Source organism: Pseudomonas sp. LY-1, from assembly GCF_053502595.1.
On the sequence record NZ_CP094353.1, the window covers coordinates 3,981,463 to 3,999,795 of the forward strand.

General features: G+C 62.4%; 20 protein-coding genes. 16 read left to right on the plus strand and 4 right to left on the minus strand.

Annotated features, from left to right (window positions below):
- Positions 1 to 8: 8 nt before the first annotated feature.
- The 8 genes from MOQ67_RS18095 to MOQ67_RS18130 all read left to right on the plus strand — a co-directional run bounded on the left by MOQ67_RS18095 (position 9) and on the right by MOQ67_RS18130 (position 7,456).
- Positions 9 to 650: a DUF1345 domain-containing protein gene (locus tag MOQ67_RS18095; protein ID WP_017848412.1), complete on the plus strand. Its 642-nt coding sequence runs from the start codon at positions 9 to 11 to the stop codon at positions 648 to 650.
- A gap of 75 nt (positions 651 to 725) precedes the next feature.
- Entirely contained in the window at positions 726 to 1,565 is an 840-nt protein-coding gene (locus MOQ67_RS18100) for an AraC family transcriptional regulator (protein ID WP_017848411.1), read from the plus strand.
- A 54-nt stretch (positions 1,566 to 1,619) separates the two neighbouring features.
- Positions 1,620 to 2,219 carry a LysE family translocator gene (locus tag MOQ67_RS18105; RefSeq protein ID WP_104903056.1) on the plus strand — a complete coding sequence of 200 codons (600 nt, stop codon included), beginning with the start codon at positions 1,620 to 1,622 and terminating at the stop codon, positions 2,217 to 2,219.
- A gap of 109 nt (positions 2,220 to 2,328) precedes the next feature.
- On the plus strand, positions 2,329 to 3,345 hold the full coding sequence (locus MOQ67_RS18110; protein WP_307847576.1) for a LacI family DNA-binding transcriptional regulator: 1,017 nt from the start codon (positions 2,329 to 2,331) through the stop codon (positions 3,343 to 3,345).
- 76 nt (positions 3,346 to 3,421) lie between these two features.
- Positions 3,422 to 4,204: a sugar phosphate isomerase/epimerase family protein gene (locus MOQ67_RS18115; RefSeq protein ID WP_017848408.1), complete on the plus strand. Its 783-nt coding sequence runs from the start codon at positions 3,422 to 3,424 to the stop codon at positions 4,202 to 4,204.
- A complete protein-coding gene (locus MOQ67_RS18120; protein WP_198717864.1) occupies positions 4,197 to 5,138 on the plus strand; it encodes a sugar kinase in 942 nt (313 codons plus the stop codon). The genes MOQ67_RS18115 and MOQ67_RS18120 overlap by 8 nt, the downstream gene beginning before the upstream one ends.
- 45 nt (positions 5,139 to 5,183) lie before the next feature.
- The gene (locus tag MOQ67_RS18125; protein ID WP_198717863.1) at positions 5,184 to 6,479 is read left to right on the plus strand and encodes an MFS transporter; all 1,296 of its coding nucleotides are present in this window, start codon (positions 5,184 to 5,186) and stop codon (positions 6,477 to 6,479) included.
- Positions 6,479 to 7,456 carry an NAD(P)-dependent oxidoreductase gene (locus MOQ67_RS18130; protein WP_177031482.1) on the plus strand — a complete coding sequence of 326 codons (978 nt, stop codon included), beginning with the start codon at positions 6,479 to 6,481 and terminating at the stop codon, positions 7,454 to 7,456. Before MOQ67_RS18125 ends, MOQ67_RS18130 begins: the two co-directional genes overlap by 1 nt.
- A gap of 136 nt (positions 7,457 to 7,592) precedes the next feature.
- Here MOQ67_RS18130 and MOQ67_RS18135 read toward each other — a convergent pair whose 3' ends face one another.
- Complete coding sequence (locus tag MOQ67_RS18135) at positions 7,593 to 9,218, minus strand: methyl-accepting chemotaxis protein (RefSeq protein ID WP_026140205.1); 1,626 nt, start codon at positions 9,216 to 9,218, stop codon at positions 7,593 to 7,595.
- Between the two features lie 233 nt (positions 9,219 to 9,451).
- Between MOQ67_RS18135 and MOQ67_RS18140 the strand changes: the two genes are divergently transcribed.
- The 3 genes from MOQ67_RS18140 to MOQ67_RS18150 are packed head-to-tail and all read left to right on the plus strand — an operon-like array spanning position 9,452 to position 11,911.
- A complete protein-coding gene (locus MOQ67_RS18140) occupies positions 9,452 to 10,879 on the plus strand; it encodes a nucleobase:cation symporter-2 family protein (RefSeq protein ID WP_198717862.1) in 1,428 nt (475 codons plus the stop codon).
- 12 nt (positions 10,880 to 10,891) lie between these two features.
- Positions 10,892 to 11,353, plus strand: coding sequence for an LEA type 2 family protein (locus MOQ67_RS18145; protein ID WP_017848402.1), 462 nt, complete (start codon positions 10,892 to 10,894; stop codon positions 11,351 to 11,353).
- Positions 11,354 to 11,359: 6 nt separating this feature from the next.
- Entirely contained in the window at positions 11,360 to 11,911 is a 552-nt protein-coding gene (locus MOQ67_RS18150; RefSeq protein ID WP_169884585.1) for a GNAT family N-acetyltransferase, read from the plus strand.
- Between the two features lie 46 nt (positions 11,912 to 11,957).
- On the opposite strand, the gene MOQ67_RS18155 is transcribed toward MOQ67_RS18150, so the two are convergent.
- Entirely contained in the window at positions 11,958 to 12,884 is a 927-nt protein-coding gene (locus MOQ67_RS18155; protein WP_026140204.1) for a carbon-nitrogen hydrolase family protein, read from the minus strand.
- A gap of 83 nt (positions 12,885 to 12,967) precedes the next feature.
- Between MOQ67_RS18155 and MOQ67_RS18160 the strand changes: the two genes are divergently transcribed.
- Positions 12,968 to 13,897 carry a LysR family transcriptional regulator gene (locus tag MOQ67_RS18160; RefSeq protein ID WP_198717861.1) on the plus strand — a complete coding sequence of 310 codons (930 nt, stop codon included), beginning with the start codon at positions 12,968 to 12,970 and terminating at the stop codon, positions 13,895 to 13,897.
- Here the strand turns inward: MOQ67_RS18160 and MOQ67_RS18165 are convergent.
- Complete coding sequence (locus MOQ67_RS18165; protein ID WP_017848398.1) at positions 13,869 to 14,123, minus strand: hypothetical protein; 255 nt, start codon at positions 14,121 to 14,123, stop codon at positions 13,869 to 13,871. The two genes, MOQ67_RS18160 and MOQ67_RS18165, sit on opposite strands and share 29 nt — an antisense overlap.
- Before the next feature lie 162 nt (positions 14,124 to 14,285).
- Here MOQ67_RS18165 and MOQ67_RS18170 point away from each other — a divergent pair, with 162 nt between their 5' ends.
- Positions 14,286 to 14,606, plus strand: coding sequence for a DUF883 family protein (locus MOQ67_RS18170; RefSeq protein ID WP_017848397.1), 321 nt, complete (start codon positions 14,286 to 14,288; stop codon positions 14,604 to 14,606).
- 60 nt (positions 14,607 to 14,666) lie between these two features.
- On the opposite strand, the gene MOQ67_RS18175 is transcribed toward MOQ67_RS18170, so the two are convergent.
- Positions 14,667 to 15,701 carry an Ldh family oxidoreductase gene (locus tag MOQ67_RS18175; RefSeq protein WP_198717860.1) on the minus strand — a complete coding sequence of 345 codons (1,035 nt, stop codon included), beginning with the start codon at positions 15,699 to 15,701 and terminating at the stop codon, positions 14,667 to 14,669.
- A gap of 267 nt (positions 15,702 to 15,968) precedes the next feature.
- Between MOQ67_RS18175 and MOQ67_RS18180 the strand changes: the two genes are divergently transcribed.
- The 3 genes from MOQ67_RS18180 (at position 15,969) to MOQ67_RS18190 (ending at position 18,292) form a co-directional block, all read left to right on the plus strand.
- Entirely contained in the window at positions 15,969 to 16,958 is a 990-nt protein-coding gene (locus MOQ67_RS18180; protein ID WP_198717859.1) for a FecR family protein, read from the plus strand.
- Between the two features lie 330 nt (positions 16,959 to 17,288).
- Positions 17,289 to 17,741, plus strand: a complete 453-nt coding sequence (locus MOQ67_RS18185) for a hypothetical protein (RefSeq protein ID WP_026140202.1) — start codon at positions 17,289 to 17,291, stop codon at positions 17,739 to 17,741.
- Positions 17,741 to 18,292: an adhesin gene (locus MOQ67_RS18190; RefSeq protein ID WP_079443640.1), complete on the plus strand. Its 552-nt coding sequence runs from the start codon at positions 17,741 to 17,743 to the stop codon at positions 18,290 to 18,292. The genes MOQ67_RS18185 and MOQ67_RS18190 overlap by 1 nt, the downstream gene beginning before the upstream one ends.
- Positions 18,293 to 18,333 lie beyond the last annotated feature (41 nt).

Here is an 18,333-nt window from a genome sequence, read left to right on the forward strand (position 1 = left end):
GAGCACCCATGCCCTTCCTCGCCCGCACCCACCCTCGCCTCTCTTGCGCCGCCGTCCTGGGCCTTGCCGTTGGCATCCTGGTACCCGCCGATACACTCGTGAGCAAAATCCTGATCGGCTGGAATGCCGGCGTCTGGATCTACCTGGTGCTGATGCTGTGGCTGACCATCCGCGCCAAGGCCGAAGACGTCAAACGCATCGCCGAGATCGAGGATGAGAACGCCGGCCTGGTGCTGTTCACGGTGTGCATCGCGGCCATCGCCAGCCTGGCCACCATCACCTTCGAACTGGTCGGCAGCAAGGACCTGAGCACCGCCGAGCGGCTGTTGCACTACGGTTTTACCGGCCTGACGGTCATCGGCTCATGGTTGTTGATCGGGGTGATCTTCAGCGTTCACTACGCCCGGCTCTATTACACCTGGGCCGGCAAAGAGCCGGCGCTGCGCTTTGCCGAGGGGTTGTTGACCCCCAACTATTGGGACTTCCTGTACTTTTCCTTCACCATCGGCGTCGCCGTGCAAACGTCGGACGTGGGCGTTGCCACCCGCAGCATGCGCAAGGTGGTACTGGGACAATCGCTGATCGGGTTTCTGTTCAACACGGCAATCCTCGGCTTTTCGATCAATATTGCCGCGGGACTGTTCAATTGACGCTGCACAAACCTTCTAGACGCCCACGGCTCGATGGGCGCTAGATAACATCGTCTATTCCGCCTCGGTGTTGTGATGGCCGCGCACAATTGGATCGATCTGTCCCAGGACGCCGACACCGGCATCGAGACCCTGCGCGCGCATTTCGAGGGGCACGCCTATGATCCCCATTGGCACGACAGCTACCTGATCGGCGTGACCGAACAAGGCGTGCAGCAATTCAACTGCCGCCGCACGCGCCACAACAGCGTGCCCGGCCAGGTGTTCCTGGTGGAACCCGGCGAGTTGCATGACGGCGATGCGCCCACGGCCGACGGCTTTACCTACCACATGCTCTACCTCGACCCGCAGTGGTTGACGCGGGAAGTGAGCGCGGTCTTCGAAGAGGCTCCCGTCAACAGCCAGCTGAGTTTTGCCGCGACCTTGACCAACGACCCGCGCCTGGCCCTCGCCACAAGCCAAGCCTTTCGCACCCTGCACAGTGGCGAATTGCGCATCGTGCGACAACGGGCCATGGACCAGTTGCTCGAACGCCTCACCGGCCAGCTCCACTGGCGCAGCCGTTACCGTGACGACCCACGCCTGCCGCTGGTCGCCCACAAAGCCCGGGAATACCTGCATGCCCACCTGCATCACGATGTGGGCATGGACGCGCTGGCGCTGGCCTGCGGCGTCGACCGCTTCCGCCTGACCCGTGCGTTCAGGAGCGCGTTTGGCCTGCCGCCCCATGCTTATCTGGTGCAACTGCGCCTGGCCCGCGCGCGGCACTTGCTGGCCAAGGGTGAACAACCGGCCGATGTGGCGATCGCCCTGGGCTTTGCCGACCAGAGCCACCTGGGCCGCTGGTTCGTGCGCGCTTATGGCCTGACGCCGGCGGCCTACCGCAAGCGCTGCTCAAACCTTCCAGACAGGTGATACGCGGGCTTGTGAAGATCGACGCCATCAATGGGTCTATCGGAGTCGTCCACCATGCTGTCCACACTGCTGCCTTTCATGCTGTTTGCCTTCGTCGCCTCAATTACCCCCGGCCCGACCAATATCCTGGTACTGAGCAACAGCGCCCGTTTCGGTTTCAGGGCCACGCTGCCAATCATCCTGGGCGCCTGCGCCGGCGCGGCGCTGCTCGTGCTGGTGGTGGGCTCGGGGTTTGGCCAGTCCTTGGTGCAGCTACCCAAGGTACAAACCGCCATGCAATGGATCGGCATTGCCTGGCTGAATTACCTGGCCTGGCAGATTTTCAGCGCCCCCACCCGGACCATCGAAGCGGATACACGCCAAAAACCCCTGAGCCCGATCGGCGCCGCCAGCCTGCAATTGATCAACCCGAAAAGCTGGATGATGGCACTGGCGGTAGTCAGCGTTTTTACCGGCAATGGTGCGGAGCGCCAAAGCCAGGTGGTGTACCTCTCCCTGGCGTTTTTCCTGATATCGATCCCCTGCCTGGGCACCTGGGCGCTGTTGGGTGCCGGGTCCGCACGGGTGTTGCGTTCGACCAGCGCCATGCAGCGTTTCAACCGCGGTATGGCCGTGCTGCTGTTGGCGGCGGCTTGGTTAAGTGTGCTGGCCTGAACACACCGGCTATCTGGCTTTGTCCTACAACTTCTTGACGGCTTTCGTACTTTAGTGGTTTCCTGAAACCGGTTTCAGTCATTCCAATAAAAATAGAAGGTCGATGACCGTGAACAGTTTCTCTGCCGCCCAGCGCAGCCGCGTGACCATGCTCGACGTCGCCCAGCGCGCCGGCGTGTCCAAAGCCAGCGTGTCGCGTTTCATCGGCGACGACCGCGCCCTGCTCTCCGACGCCATCGCCCTGCGCATCGAGCACGCCATCGCCGAACTCGGCTATCGCCCCAACCAGATGGCCCGTGGCTTGAAACGCGGACGCACGCGCCTGATCGGTATGCTGGTGGCCGATATCCGCAACCCCTATTCCATTGCCGTGATGCACGGTGTTGAAACCGCCTGCCGCCAGCACGGCTACAGCCTGGTGGTGTGCAACACCGACCGCGATGACGATCAGGAACGCCAGCACCTGGCGGCGCTACGCTCGTACAACATCGAAGGGCTGATCGTGAACACCCTCGGCCACCACCTCGAACAACTGCTGGAACTGCAACGGGAAATGCCCCTGGTGCTGGTGGACCGCAAGGTCGCACCGTTGCACAGCGACCTGGTGGGTTTGGATAACCCGGCCGCGGTACGCATGGCGCTGGAACACCTTGAGCAACAGGGCTACCGCGAGATAGTGCTGGTCAGCGAGGCCACCGATGGCACCAGTTCGCGCCTGGAGCGCCTTGACAGTTTCACCGCCGAGATTGCCCGCCGCCCGGCGTTGAGCGGCACGGTGCTGGAACTGGACGGCGCGCTGGAAAAGCGCCTGCGCAGCTTCCTGGCCAAGCCCGGCGCCAAAGCCGTGTTCTGCGCCAACGGCATCGCCGCCCTCGCCTGCACCCGCGCGCTCAAGGCGCTGGAGTGCGACCTGTTCGCGGACGTCGGCCTGATCGCCCTGGATGACCTGGACTGGTACCCGCTGGTGGGCACCGGCATCACCGCCCTCGCCCAACCGACGCAGGCGATTGGCGCGAGTGCCTTCGACTGCCTGCTCAAGCGCCTGCGCGGCGATACGGCGCCGGCCCGCACCCTGGATTTCCTGCCCGAACTGATCGTTCGCGGTTCCACCCAACCCACCTCGTAGCCGCTGTCGAGCCCTCGCGGACGTCAATTCAATAGGTTGCGCATAAAAATGAAACCGGTTTCAGAGGTACACAATCATGCATGAATACCCCGTCTCCATCAGCCTTTCCAGCTACGGCGCCGACCTCGTCCGCCAGCAGGGCCAATTGAGTTTTGTCGCCCTGCTGGCGGCGGCCGGTGCCCGGCGCATCGAGTGGCGCGAAGAGCTGCTGACCATTGAACAACCCGCACAACTGGCACGGGCGGCGGCCGAACAAGGCCTGGAGTGCGTGTTCTCTTCCCCGCTGGAACTGTGGGTCGCCGGCCGCGCCCAGCCGAATGCCGAGCTCGCCGCGACCCTTGATCGCGCCCAGGCCTTTGGTGCGCGCTGGCTGAAAGTCTCCCTCGGCTACTTCACCGACACCAACGACCTGCACAGCCTGCACGCCCTGCTCAACCGCCACCCGGTCAAGTTGCTGGTGGAAAACGACCAGACCCTGCATGGCGGCCGCATCGAACCGCTGCAACGTTTCTTCAGCGAAGTCGAGCGCCTTGGCCTGCCGGTGAAGATGACGTTCGATATCGGTAACTGGCACTGGCAGGACCAGTCCGCGCTCACCGCCGCGCGCCTGCTCGGCCGGCATGTCGACTACCTGCACTGCAAGGCCGTGGCGCGTCGTGCGGACGGCAAGCTGGTGGCGCTGCCGCCCGGCGCCACCGACCTGCATCTGTGGGAACAACTGCTGGGCCACATGACTCAAGGTATTACCCGGGCGGTGGAATTCCCGCTGCAAGGCGATGACCTGGTCGAAGTCACCGCCCGGCAGGTCGCCACCCTCGCCCTGCTTGGCCAACCCCGTGCGGAGTACGCCCATGTCTGAGATCGATATCCTGTCGTTCGGCGAAACCATGGCGATGTTTGTCGCCGAACAGAGCGGCGACCTGGCCCAGGTGGGCCACTTCCACAAACGCATCGCCGGGGCCGACAGCAATGTCGCCATCGGCCTGTCGCGCCTGGGCTTCAACGTCGCCTGGCTGAGCCGGGTGGGCAACGACTCCCTGGGCCGCTTTGTGCTCGACACACTCAAGCAACAAGGCCTGGATTGCCGGCACGTGGCGGTCGACCCGCTGCACCCCACCGGTTTTCAGCTCAAGTCCCGCGAAGAAGCCGGCGATGATCCCCAGGTCGAGTACTTCCGCAAGGGCTCGGCGGCCAGCCACTTATCCATCGCGGCCATCAGCCCGGCGCTGCTGCAGGCGCGCCACCTGCACGCCACCGGCATCCCGCCGGCCTTGTCCGAGGCCACCGGCGAGTTGTCCCGCGAGCTGATGACGCAAATGCGCAAGGCCGGGCGCAGCGTGTCGTTCGACCCGAACCTGCGCCCGGCGCTGTGGCCCAGCCAGCAGCAGATGATCCGCGAGATCAACGCCCTCGCAGGCTTGGCCGATTGGGTCTTGCCGGGGTTGAGCGAAGGTCGCTTGCTTACCGGTTTCGACGACCCGGCGGACATCGCCGCGTTTTACCTGGACCAGGGCGCCGAAGCCGTGGCCATCAAGCTCGGCCCGGACGGCGCGTATTACCGCACCCAACTGGACCAAGGCTTTGTCGCCGCCGTGAGCGTGGACAAAGTGGTCGACACCGTCGGCGCCGGTGATGGCTTTGCCGTCGGCATGATCAGCGCCCTGCTGGAAAACCTCAGCTTCCCCGAGGCGGTACACCGCGGCAACTGGGTCGGCAGCCGTGCCGTGCAGAGCCGCGGCGATATGGAAGGCTTACCCACACGCACGGAGCTGCCGACCCGATCCGTTGCTTGACCCACTCCCTGTTGCCACAACTACAACAAGCTCAGGAGCAACCCCATGGATACCTTGAAACTCGCCACCCGCCGTTGGTGGTACATCATGCCCACCGTCTTTATCACCTACAGCCTGGCGTACCTGGACCGCGCCAACTACGGTTTCGCCGCCGCCAGCGGCATGGCTGAAGACCTGATGATCACGCCGGGCATGTCGTCCCTGCTCGGCGCACTGTTCTTCCTAGGTTACTTTTTCTTCCAGGTGCCGGGCGCGATCTACGCGCAAAAGCGTAGCGTGAAGAAGTTGATTTTCGTCAGCCTGATCCTCTGGGGCGGCCTGGCCACCCTGACCGGCGTGGTGTCCAACGCCTACATGCTGATCGCCATTCGCTTCATGCTCGGCGTGGTCGAAGCGGCGGTGATGCCGGCGATGCTGGTGTACCTGTGCCACTGGTTCACCCGTGCCGAACGCTCGCGGGCCAATACGTTCCTGATCCTCGGCAACCCGGTGACCATGCTGTGGATGTCGGTGGTGTCCGGCTACCTGGTGCAGCATTTCAGCTGGCGTTGGATGTTCATCGTCGAAGGCCTGCCGGCGGTGCTGTGGGCGTTTATCTGGTGGCGCCTGGCCGATGAGCGGCCCAAGGATGCCCGGTGGCTGAGCGACAGCGAAAAGCACCAGTTGGAAACCGCCCTCGCCGCCGAACAGGTGGGGATCAAAGCGGTGAAGAACTACGCCGAAGCGTTTCGCTCGCCCAAGGTGATCATCCTCGCGCTGCAGTTCTTCTGCTGGAGCATCGGCGTGTACGGCTTTGTGCTGTGGCTGCCGTCGATCCTCAAGGCCGGTTTGCAGATGGACATGGTCGAGGCCGGCTGGTTGTCGGCGCTGCCGTACCTCGCGGCGGTGATCGGCATGCTGGTGGTGTCGTGGGGTTCGGACAAGCTGCAAAAACGTAAACGGTTTGTGTGGCCGCCGTTGTTGATCGCCTCTATCGCTTTCTATGCGTCCTACGTGCTCGGCGCCGAACATTTCTGGTGGTCCTACACCCTGCTGGTGATTGCCGGCGCGTGCATGTATGCGCCCTATGGACCGTTTTTCGCGATTGTCCCGGAGATCCTACCGGCCAACGTCGCCGGCGGCGCCATGGCGTTGATCAACAGCATGGGCGCGCTCGGTTCGTTCGGCGGTTCGTACCTGGTGGGTTACCTCAATAGCAGCACCGGTTCCCCCGGCGCCTCTTACCTGCTGATGAGCGGCGCGTTGATGGTCTCGGTGGTGCTGACGATGTTCCTCAAGCCCGGCGCCAGCGACCGCGAGCGCGCGCCGTTGCAGTCCCTCGAATTAAAGGTGAAGACCTGATGAAAAAGTCTGTCGTTCTGTACAAAAAACTCTCCGCGCCGCTGATGGCCCGGCTGCATGAGCACGCCGAGGTCACGCTGATCGACGCGCTCGACCCGCCCGGCCTGGCCAAACTGCGCGACGCCCTCCCCGGCGCCCATGGGTTGCTGGGCGCGAGCCTGCGCCTGGACGCCGCGTTGCTGGACCTGGCACCGCAACTGGAGGCGGTGGCCAGCGTGTCAGTCGGCGTCGACAACTACGACATCGAGTACCTGACCCGGCGCGGCATCCTGCTCAGCAACACGCCCGATGTGCTGACCGAAACCACCGCCGACACCGGCTTCGCGCTGATCCTCGCCACCGCACGCCGGGTGGTCGAACTGGCCGATATGGTGCGTGCCGGCCAGTGGCACAAGAACATCGGCCCGGCGCATTTCGGCAGCGACGTGCATGGCAAGACCCTGGGCATCATCGGCATGGGCCGCATTGGTGAAGCGCTGGCCCAGCGCGGGCATTTCGGCTTCGGTATGCCGGTGCTCTACCACAGTCACTCGCCCAAGCCACAGGTGGAAGAACGGTTCGGCGCGCAGTACCGTCGCCTGAACGACTTGCTGCAACAAGCAGACTTCGTCTGCCTGACACTGCCGCTCACCGCCGAAACCGAGCGGTTGATCGGCGCGCAAGAATTCGCCCTGATGGGCCCGGAGACGATCTTTATCAATATCTCCCGCGGCAAGGTGGTGGATGAAGCCGCGCTGGTCGAGGCCTTGCAGCAGCGCACGATTCGCGCGGCGGGGCTGGATGTGTTCGAGCGCGAGCCGCTGCCCCACGACTCGCCGTTGCTGCGCTTGAACAATGTGGTGGCCACGCCGCATATCGGCTCGGCGACCCATGAGACGCGGGAAGCGATGGCCGAGTGCGCGGTGGATAATCTGCTCGCGGCGCTCGCCGGTCAGAAGCCGAAAAACCTGGTGAATCCAAGCGCCTGGATGCAATAGCTTCTGACACAACATAGAGCAAATGTGGGAGGGAGCTTGCTCCCGATGGCGCTGGATCAGTCAGTAGATGAGTTGACTGACCCATTGCTATCGGGGGCAAGCCCCCTCCCACATTGGGATTGCACTGCAAAGTGGCTCAGATAACGAACCTGGCCACCATCGCATTCAAATCCACCGCCAGGCGCGACAGCTCATGGCTGGCCGCGCTGGTCTGGTTGGCGCCCGCCGCCGACTGGGTCGCCAGGTCGCGGATGTTGACCAGGTTTCGGTCTACTTCACGGGACACCTGGGCCTGTTCTTCCGAGGCGCTGGCGATCACCAGGTTGCGCTCGTTGATCAGGCTGATCGACTGGGTGATCTGCTCCAGTGCCACGCCGGCCGCGCGGGCCATTTCCAGGGTGTTATGGGTGCGCTGGTTGCTCTGTTGCATGGATTGCACGGCTTCACCGGTGCCGTTCTGGATACCGGCGACCATTTTCTCGATTTCCTGGGTCGACTGCGCGGTGCGATGGGCCAGGGCCCGCACCTCGTCGGCCACCACCGCGAAGCCGCGTCCGGCTTCACCGGCGCGGGCGGCTTCGATCGCCGCGTTGAGCGCCAGCAGGTTGGTCTGCTCGGCAATCGCCCGGATCACGTCGAGGACCTTGCCGATGTCGCGCCCCTGAGTGGCCAGACCTTCGATCAGCAGCGAGGTGTTTTGCACATCCTGGGTCATGGTCTGGATCGCGCCGACGGTCTCAACCACCCGGTCGCGGCCTTCCCGTGCCGCCTGGTTGGACTGCGTGGAGGCTTCGGAGGTGGACACGGCGTTCCGCGCCACCTCTTCCACGGCAGCGGTCATCTCATTGACGGCCGTGGCGGCCTGGTCGATTTCGTTGTTTTGTTGCTGCAAGCCTTTGGAGGCTTCTTCGGTGACGGCGCTCAACTCTTCCGCCGCCGAGGCCAATTGCGTGGCCGAACCGGCGATGTGCTGGATGGTCTGGCGCAAGTTGGTTTGCATGGCCGACAACGCACTGATCAAACGCGCCGGTTCATCCTTGCCATCGTCTTCAATGACTTTGCTCAGGTCGCCGCCGGCAATGGTTTGCGCCACTTCCACGGCTTTGCGCAGCGGCGTGACGATGCTGCGGGTCAGCAACCAGGCCAGCAACACCGTGAGCAAGGCGGCGGCCACGGCCACCACGACGATCCCACTGATCGCGCTGTCATAGCTGCGTCCGGCCTGCTCGTTGGCCTGCTTGGCGCCAGCGGAGTTGAGGGCGATCAGCTTGTTCAACTGCTCGCCCATCTGATCGGTGCCGTTCTTGATCCGGGTATTGATCAAGGCGCGCATCTCATCGACCTTGTTTTGCTGGGACAGCGCCAGCATCTCGGCCTGGGCCGTCAGGTAGTTGTCCAAGGTGCCGACAAACGTCTTGTACAGGGCCGCTTCCTCAGGCACGGAAGGTAACGCTGAGTAACCGGCCTGGGCGGCTCTGACCTTGTCGATCAGTACGGCGATGCGCGTTTGCGCCTCTTGCAACGCAGCCGGTTCACGGTTGACCAACACGCGGAACGACAAGATACGCATGCGCAACACGTTTTCCGTGAGGCTGCCCAAGTAGGCCACGCTGGGCAGTTGGTTGCTGCTCATATCCACCGACGCCTGACGGATCAGCGTCATGCGGTTGACTGCAAACACTCCCAATACAACCACCAACAACGCAATGAATGCGAAACCGAGAGACGCTCGAGGGGCAATATTCAGATGACGAAGAGACATAGAGGTATTCTCAAGAAGGAGTGTCTGCGCGCATCCCTGCAGCGGAATGATCAGCTGGCGTCAACACGCTGCTCTGACCTTGGTCACCACTTGTTGTCATTGTTGGGTGGGCCTATGAAAGATATCGGCAGGCCCAGCGGTTTTCGCAGGGCCTCCATAAATATTTTTTACACTTCTGACGATCAGCGGTTTCTGGCATCCTGCGCCTCCATTTTCTGTCCAGAGCCCTCACTTTGTCTGACGCTCAAGCCCCGCGCCCGCGCTATAAATCCGACCTGATCTACGGCCTGGAAGACCGTCCGCACTTCTCTGCCGCAATGTTTGCCGCCTTGCAGCATGTGTTGGCGAGCTTTGTCGGCATCATCACCCCTACGCTGATCGTCGGCGGCGTGCTGGGCCTGGAAAGCGAGGTGCCGTACCTGGTGAGCATGGCCTTGTTCGTGTCGGGGCTCGGCACTTTTGTGCAGGCGCGCACGTTCGGCCCGATCGGTTCGGGGTTGTTGTGCCTGCAGGGCACCAGTTTTTCGTTTATCAGCGTGATTCTCAGTGCCGGGTTCATGGTCAAGGCCCAGGGTGGCGGCACCGATGAGATTCTCTCGACGATCTTCGGCATCTGTTTTTTCGCGGCGTTTATCGAAGTCGTGCTCAGCCAGTTCATCGGCAAGTTGCGCAAGCTGATCACCCCGGTGGTGACCGGCACCATCATCACCCTGATGGGCCTGTCGCTGATCAAGGTGGCGGTCACCGACATGGCCGGTGGCTTCGGCGCCGACAACCTCGGCGCCGCGAGCAATATGGGGCTGGCCGCGCTGGTGCTACTCACCATCGTGGTACTCAACCGCTTCAACAACCCGTTCCTGCGCCTGGGTTCGATCGTGATCGGCCTGACCCTGGGCTTCATCGTGGCCTGGTGGCTGGGCCGTGTGGATATGGCGGCCTTGCCCCAGGTGCCGTTGATCAGCGTGCCGGTGCCGTTCAAGTACGGCTTCTCGTTCGACTGGGTGGCGTTTATCCCGGTGGCGGTGATCTTCCTGATTTCGCCCCTGGAGGCCGCCGGTGATCTGACGGCCAACTCGATGATTTCCCAACAGCCGGTCAAGGGCCCGCTGTACATCAAGCGCATCAAGTCCGGCCTGCTGGCGGACGGCCTCAACTCGGCGATGGCCGCGACCTTCAACAGCCTGCCGATGGTGACGTTCGCCCAGAACAACGGCGTGATCCAACTCACCGGCGTAGCCAGCCGTTATGTGGCGTACTTCATTGCCGGCCTGCTGGTGCTGCTGGGGCTGTTCCCGATGATCGGCGCGGTGCTGCAACTGATGCCCAAGCCGGTATTGGGCGGCGCGACGCTGATCATGTTCGGCACCGTCGCCGTGGCGGGGATCAAGATCCTCGCCGAAGCCGGCCTGCACCGCCGCAATATGCTGATCGTGGCGATCTCCCTGGGCATGGGCCTGGGTGTCGCCGCCGTGCCGGAAGTGTTGCGCGACCTGCCCAAGGCGCTGCACAACATCTTCGAATCGCCGATCACCGTAGGCGCGTTCTGTGCAATCCTGCTGAACATTTTCCTGCCAGAAGAGTTCTTAGAGCTGGAAGAAGATGAATTTGATCCGGAGTCCTCAACCCTCAAAGTGATGCAAGACCCGGACGTCACGCACTAGGAGCACCTTCGTATGCGCAAGCTCATGGTTCTATCGATACTGCTGCTGACCTTGAGCGCTTGCGCCCTGTTCCCCAATCGCGACCCGGTCACTATCAACGTGGTGGGCATCGAGCCGCTGCAAAGCCAGGACCTGGAAGTGCGTTTCGCCGTGAAACTGCGGGTGCAGAACCCCAATGAAACGGCGATCGACTACAACGGCGTGGCCCTGGACCTGGAGGTCAATGGCCGGCCGCTGGCGTCGGGGGTGAGTGATCAGCGCGGAAGCATCCCACGTTTTTCCGAGACGGTTCTGATGGTGCCGGTCAGCGTTTCAGCGTTTTCCGTGTTGCGGCAAACCCTCGGCCTGAGCCAGACCCAGAGTTTGAACAACCTGCCCTACGTATTGCGCGGCAAATTGGCCGGCGGGCTGTTCGGCACCATGCGGTTTGTCGATCGTGGGACACTGGACCTGCCGAATACCGCCACTTGGTAACCCCCCATGCAACCGACCTTGGTCACCCAACGCCTGATTCTGCGCCCGCTGACGCTCGACGATGCCGAGGGCATCCAGCAACAGTTCCCCCATTGGGAAGTGGTGCGTTATCTCAATGCCCTGGTGCCGTGGCCCTACCCGGCTGACGGCGCGCGTCACTACCTGGAACACATCGCGTTGCCCGCCATGGCCCGGGGCGAGGAATGGCATTGGGCGATCCGCCTGAAAAGCGCGCCGGAGCAATTGATCGGCAATATCAGCCTGATGGACGAACCCGATAATAACCGTGGGTTCTGGTTGGGGCCGCGATGGCAGGGCCAGGGGTTGATGTCCGAAGCGAGCGAGGCGGTGACCGCCTATTGGTTCGAGGTGCTTGAGCGGCCCGTGCTGCGCGTGCCGAAAGCTGCGCCCAACCTGAAGTCGCGGCGAATTTCAGAACGCACGGGCATGCGTCTGATCAGGACAGACGAAGGTGAGTTTGTCGAGGGCATTTTTCCACGGGACATCTGGGAAATGACCCGTGAAGAGTGGCTGGATCGCCGCTCTTTCAAGCGATAGACATCAACCGGTGGGAGTGGGCTGACTCCCACCTGTTTTACCGCGCTCAGTCCGTGATGTAGCGCACGCCCGGCTTGGCCCGCTCATCGACCACCAGCTCGAAAACATCCGGCCGGGCGTAATGCCCCACCACGTCATAGTCATACCGTGCGCGCACCAGATCGTCGGTATTGATCTGCGCGCTCAAGAGCCCGGCTTCACCCAGCAGCGGCCCAGCCAGGATGTCGCCCATGGGGCCGACAATCACACTGCCGCCTGCAATCAACGGACGATCTGAAGGCCAGTTGGCCACCTCAACGCCCAGCGCCGCGGGCGATGCCTGCACCTGGCACGCACTGACCACAAAACAGCGGCTCTCGTGGGCAATGTGGCGCATGCTCACCTGCCACATCTCGCGCTCATCCACCGTGGGCGCACACCATACCTGCACACCCTTGGCGTACATCGCCGTTCGCAGCAGGGGCATCATGTTTTCCCAGCACACCGCGCCGCCGATGCGCCCGACCGCCGCGTCGATCACCGGCAGTGTGGAACCATCGCCCTTGCCCCAGATCAGCCGCTCGGTGCCGGTGGGCATCAGCTTGCGGTGCTTGGCCACCAGGCCGTGCGCCGGCTCGAAGTACAGCATGGTGCAATACAAGGTGCTGGCGCTGCGCTCGATCACGCCCAGGACCAGGCTGGCACCGGTTCGCGCCGACAAACCGGCCAACGCTTCGGTTTCGGCGCCGGGCACGTCGATGGCGTTGGCAAAATATCGCGCAAAGGCTTCGCGACCTTCGGGCAGGCGATAACCGAGTTGCGTGCCGAAGCCTTCGCCTTTGGGATAACCGCCCAGCAGCGCCTCGGGCATCACCACCAATTGCGCGCCACTGCGCAGGATCGGCTCTTCATAGGCCAGGATTTGCGCCAGGGTGTCGGCCTTGCCGCCGGGCAAGGAACCGATTTGCAAGGCGGCCACAATAGAAACAGGCATCAGGATCACTCCGAACAATGAGGGGTTGCCCATTCTCCAGCCAGCCCGGATCATGAATAAAGCCCACCTCAGTGCTGAATGATATGAGCCAAATAAATATCACCCAAGTCGACCTCAACCTGCTGAAAACCTTCGAAGCCCTGCACGACGAATCCAGCGCCAGCCGCGCAGCGTTGCGCCTGGGCGTCACCCAATCGGCGATCAGCGCGGGCCTGCGGCGTTTGCGCGAGGTGTATGGCGACCAACTGTTCGTGCGAACCGGCCGTGGCCTGGCGCCGACCTTGCGGGCCAACCAGTTGAAGCCGGTGATCAGTGAGGCGTTGGACCGCTGCCGACAGAGCCTGGCAATGACCCACCCGGACACCCAGCAGTATCAGGGACGCTCCGTGGTGCTGGGTTTATCCGACGACTTCGAGATTGCCTACGGCCGCCGCCTGATGGCGGAAATTGCCCAGCGGTTGCCGAAATTGCGTGTGATTTTCCGTCAGACCCACAGCCAGATCGTCGCCGCCGCCCTGCTCGACCGCAGCCTCGACCTGGCGATTACCGCCGGCGGCTTTGCCGAACGCCGCCTAAGCCGGCAGGTGCTGGGAGAAGGTGATTACCGCTGCCTGGTCGACCCGCACAGCCTGGCGCCAGGCCAGCAATGCATCGACCTGCACGCGTTCGTTAGCCGCGAGCATGTGCTGGTGTCATCCGGCGGGTTTATCGGGATCACCGATGAAGGGCTGGCGGCACAAGGGCTGAGCCGCCAGGTGTGTGCCTCCACCAGCCACTTCGCCGCGTTGCCGTTTCTGCTCAAGGGCTGCCAGGCGGTGGCGACCATTCCCGGGCACGCCGCCGAAGCCATCGCCGGCATGACCGGCTTGCAGGTTCTGCCGTGCCCGCTGGCGCTGCCGCGCTACCCGGTGGAACTGGGCTGGCGCACCCAGGCTCAGCTTGATCCGATGTTGCTGAAAGTGCGCGAGGCGATTGTCGCCAGCTTTACTTCGCCGCCGCCATCAGCTTGTTGACTTCGCTGCGCACCATGTTGGAGAACTCCGGCGGCGACATGCCATCGAGTTCCGCGCGAACCCATTCGGCCCACTTGCCCTTGCGTTTGGCGCGCTCGCCGAACAGGCGCGCGGCTTCGCCCTTGGCCTTGCCCAGGTTGCTTTGCCACAGGTCGTAGAGACGGGACTTTTCATCTTCCAGCTCGGCGCGTTCGGCGAGGGTCTTGTTGGCGAGATTGAAGCTCATGTTGAATTTCCTGCTGCACAAATAGGTGACATCTTACACTGTAGGTCTAAGTTTCCTGATTCGGATTTCGCATACCCACGCCGGCCGGCAAAAAACTGCAACTTTTGCCGCCGCCCGACACTCCATTGTTCACTGTCACATTTACCTGCAAGGAGTCACACAATGGCCCGTAAATCTGCCGCCCAAGTCGTCGAAGATCAAATCAAGGATCAAGCGTTCAGCGAACTGACTGCACTGATCGAAGAGTCGGACAAACTGCTCAAAAACAGTGCTTCCCTGGTCGGCGAAGAAGGTGAAACGTTGCGCGAGCAGGTCGCTATCAAGCTCAAGCAAGCGCTCGATTCGGTGTCCAATGTGCGCGAGCGCAGCAAGCCGGTGGTGGATGCCACCGAAACCTACATCGGCGGTCACCCGTGGCAGACCGTGGCGATCTCGGCAGGCTTTGGCCTGGTGGTCGGCCTGCTGCTCGGTCGTCGCAACTAATACTGTAGGCCTTGCGTAGCCACTGCCGAACCCTGGCGAGGTAAGCGGCTACGCGGGTTTTCAGACGGCCCACTCACGTAGTTGATTCAACGCCTGCGCGTCCACTTCAATGCCTGCCGCCAACGACTTCGCCCGCGTGCGATGACGTCGATCCCCCGGCAACCGCCGCAACCCCACCGCGTGCATCTGCCGCACCAGTTCCTGGCTGCGCTCGGCGAAGTTTTGCCCGGCGGTTTTGCTCGGGTCGATCAGGATCAACAACTGGCCGGTCCACGGGGTGCGGGCGCCAGGGTGATCGGCCCAGTTGAACTCAAACGAGAAGTTGCCGCCGGTCAAGGCCGCGGCCAGTAACTCGACCATCATCGACAACGCCGAGCCCTTGTGCCCGCCGAACGGCAACAACGCACCGCCTTCGAGGATGGCCTTGGGGTCCTGGGTCGGCTGGCCCAGGCTGTCGACGCCCATGCCCGGCGGCAGGCGCTCGCCGTTGCGCGCAGCAATCTGCACGTCACCATGGGCGATGGCGCTGGTGGCCAGGTCGAACACAATCGGCGCGCCGTCCGCCCGTGGCGCGGCAAACGCGATCGGGTTGGTGCCGAACAGCGGGCGATCGGCGCCATGGGGCACCACGCAGGTCATGCTGTTGACCACGCTCAGCGCCACTAGGCCTTGCTCGGCGAAGGGTTCGACATCCGGCCACAGCGCGGCGAAGTGATGGGAATTGTGTGTCGCCAGCAACGCAATACCGGCGCTGCGGGCCTTGTCCACCAGCAACGCACGGGCCGCCGCCAACGCCGGTTGGGCGAAGCCATTCGCGGCGTCGACCCGCACGAAGCCGGAAGCGACATCCGTGACCACCGGCGTGGCCTTGCCATCGACCCAGCCGCTCTCCAGCGTGCTGATGTATCCGGGCATCCGAAAGATGCCATGGCTGTGGGCGCCGTCGCGCTCGGCGCTGGCGCAATTGTGCGCGAGGATCTGCGCCACTTGCGGCGACGTGCCGTGCTTCACAAACACCGCGTGCAGCAACCCCACCAGGTCGTTGAAACCGATGAACGCTGAAGAATTGTCAACTCTCGGGGACTGGGCAGACATCGGTAGCTCCGATTTTGTAATTGGAAGAGACAACAAGAATCCAGACCGACGATTAAACAACGCCTCCCGTGCCTGCTGTCAACGGGCGCTTGAGTTATCTACTGCCTGACGCCCTTCGCCGTCCATTACGGTGTGTCGCGACTCCGTCACCAGCCTGTTTGGGCGTGCCCCAACGAGAATAAAAGTTCAATTGATGCGCAATTGCCATGAAGGCTGTTCTCGCCCTCGGTCTCGGGAGGTTAGAATGTGGGAAATCAGGATGAATTAATGACCGAAAAGTCTGCTTTAGAAGCCGAATATGACGCCATCACCGACGCCGCCGCGCATTGGTGCATGCGCTTGCATGCAAGTGATTGCACGGCGGACGAACGACAGGCCTTTCAACAATGGCACGATGCTCATCCGCTGCATGCCTTCGAATACGCGGCGATGCTGGAAATCTGGGACGTGGCCGATCACTTGCCACGCCATGCGCCGCTCATAGCGCCGTTCAGACCGCGTCGCCGGCTGCGCGATTACGCGGTGGCTGCCGCAGTGTGCTTGGCCGCGCTGCCCCTGGCGGCGTTCACCGGCTGGGAAGCGGGCTGGTTGCCGACTGCCTATGAACGGTTCGAGGCCAGCAATGGCCTGCGCCAGGTCACCCTGGCCGATGGCAGCCAGGTTGAGCTCAACCTGGGCACCGAACTGGTCTACGCCGATTACAAGGACCAGCGCCGGGTCACACTGAGCAAGGGCGAGGCGTTTTTCAAGGTCAGCCATGACAGCACCCATCCGTTTGTCGTCAAGGCCGGTGAAGGACAGGTGCGCGTGACCGGCACCCAATTCAACGTGTGGAAATACGAAAATCAGGTGCGGGTGATGCTGCTCGAAGGCTCGGTGCAGATTTCCAGCGACCCGGCGCACGGCAGCGTGCCGCTGACCCCAGGCATGCAAGCCAGCTATCAACCAGGCGATGCCACCCCAAGCGTGCGCCCGATCAACCCCAACGACAGCGCCCTCGCCTGGCGCCAGGGCAAATTGGTCCTGGACAACCTGGCCCTGGCCGACGCGTTACCGTTGATCAACCGCTACCTGAACAAACCCGTGATGCTGGCCGATATCGGCACCGGAACGATCCGCATCGGCGGCATCTATAACATCAGCGAGGTCAACAACCTCGTTCCCTCCCTGCCCAAGGTTTTGCCGGTCTACCTGACCCAGAACCAGGATGGCAATCCCGTCCTCAACTCCATCCCACGTAAAGCGCCCAAGGGCTGAGGCTTCTGCCTGTCCCTGCGGGCCTGATTGCGCCCGCAGTGTCCATTTCTGAAACACCCTCCTCCTCTGAGCGGCCCTGACAGCGCGGCTTCATCGTTTTGTCATACGCAGTGTTACATCACTGATACAACCTCCCGAAAGCATGACCTGCGGGCCGGCCATCGGGCTGGCATCGGCGCGGTGTATCAGCGCTGAAACAGCATGGCCATCACTTAGCCTGCTATGTTTCATATCTATCTGATTAACAACAACAAAACAAAAGCGGCACGCCTTCTGCTCTATTCCTTACAGCGCTGTTTAGGGTCAGCGCAACGAAAAAGGAATGCCGCCGTGATCACACTCACTCAAGGTTCGATGAATGTACTGCTGGTCAGCTGTGTACTCAGCATCGGCGTCAGCGTTCCGAGCTTTGCTGCCGACGGTGTCATCGTGACCGGGCGTGAAGTGCAAGGTCATATGTACGGTCGCGCATCGTTCGGTCCAGACCCCTACCCCACCACTGCCAACGCCAATCCCAGCAGAGAAATCAACAGTGCCACCTCAAGTGAACTCAGCGATTTGGATATCGGCGGCATCAGCAGTGGCTCGAGCATCGCCCGTTCCATACAGACTGCGGGGAACTTGTCTGGCGTGACCTCCACGCAAAGCAGCATGTCGACACTGGGTACCGGTGCAACGGCCGGCCACGGCGCGGGCAGCAGCATGGGCGGCCAGATCAGCAACTCGATCCAGCGCGGCATGGCCCCCCTGAACAACATTGGCAACATGATGGGGGGCAAGTAATGAATCGCACTCTTCTGATCCTCGCCCTGCTGAGCAGCGCCACTGCATGGGCAGACGACTCCGCGGTGATCAACAACAGCGGAAAAAACTACAACGGCAACTTCTCGATCAACCAGTCGGCCGGCATCCAACAGCAAACGGCCAACAACCGTGCCATCACACTGGGTGGACAAGCCACCACCGTCAATATCCAAAACCTGAACGGCAAGGTCGATCCGTCGCTGAACGCCAAGGCCGCGATCGCAGGAACCTCTTTTACCAATGGCAACGGCATGCTGGGCATCAACCAGACAGCCGGGGCGAATAACCAATCAATCAATGCCGTGCGGGTCAGCATCAACCCTGGCCCGCAAAGCATCGACGACAGCGTCCTGTTGCAGCAGAACACGACGACGCTGGCAACCGACTCAGGGTTCACCCCTACCACTGGCAGTCGCCAGGTCGTCACAAGCGACCAGGCCTTCACAGGCAGCCGAGGAGTGATTCAGGTGAACCAGAGTGCAGGGGTGGGGAACCGAGTGGCTAACACCCTGGGCATCACTATCAAGTAAATGCTTGGTAGTACTCGCTAGACCGTACCAACACTTAACCA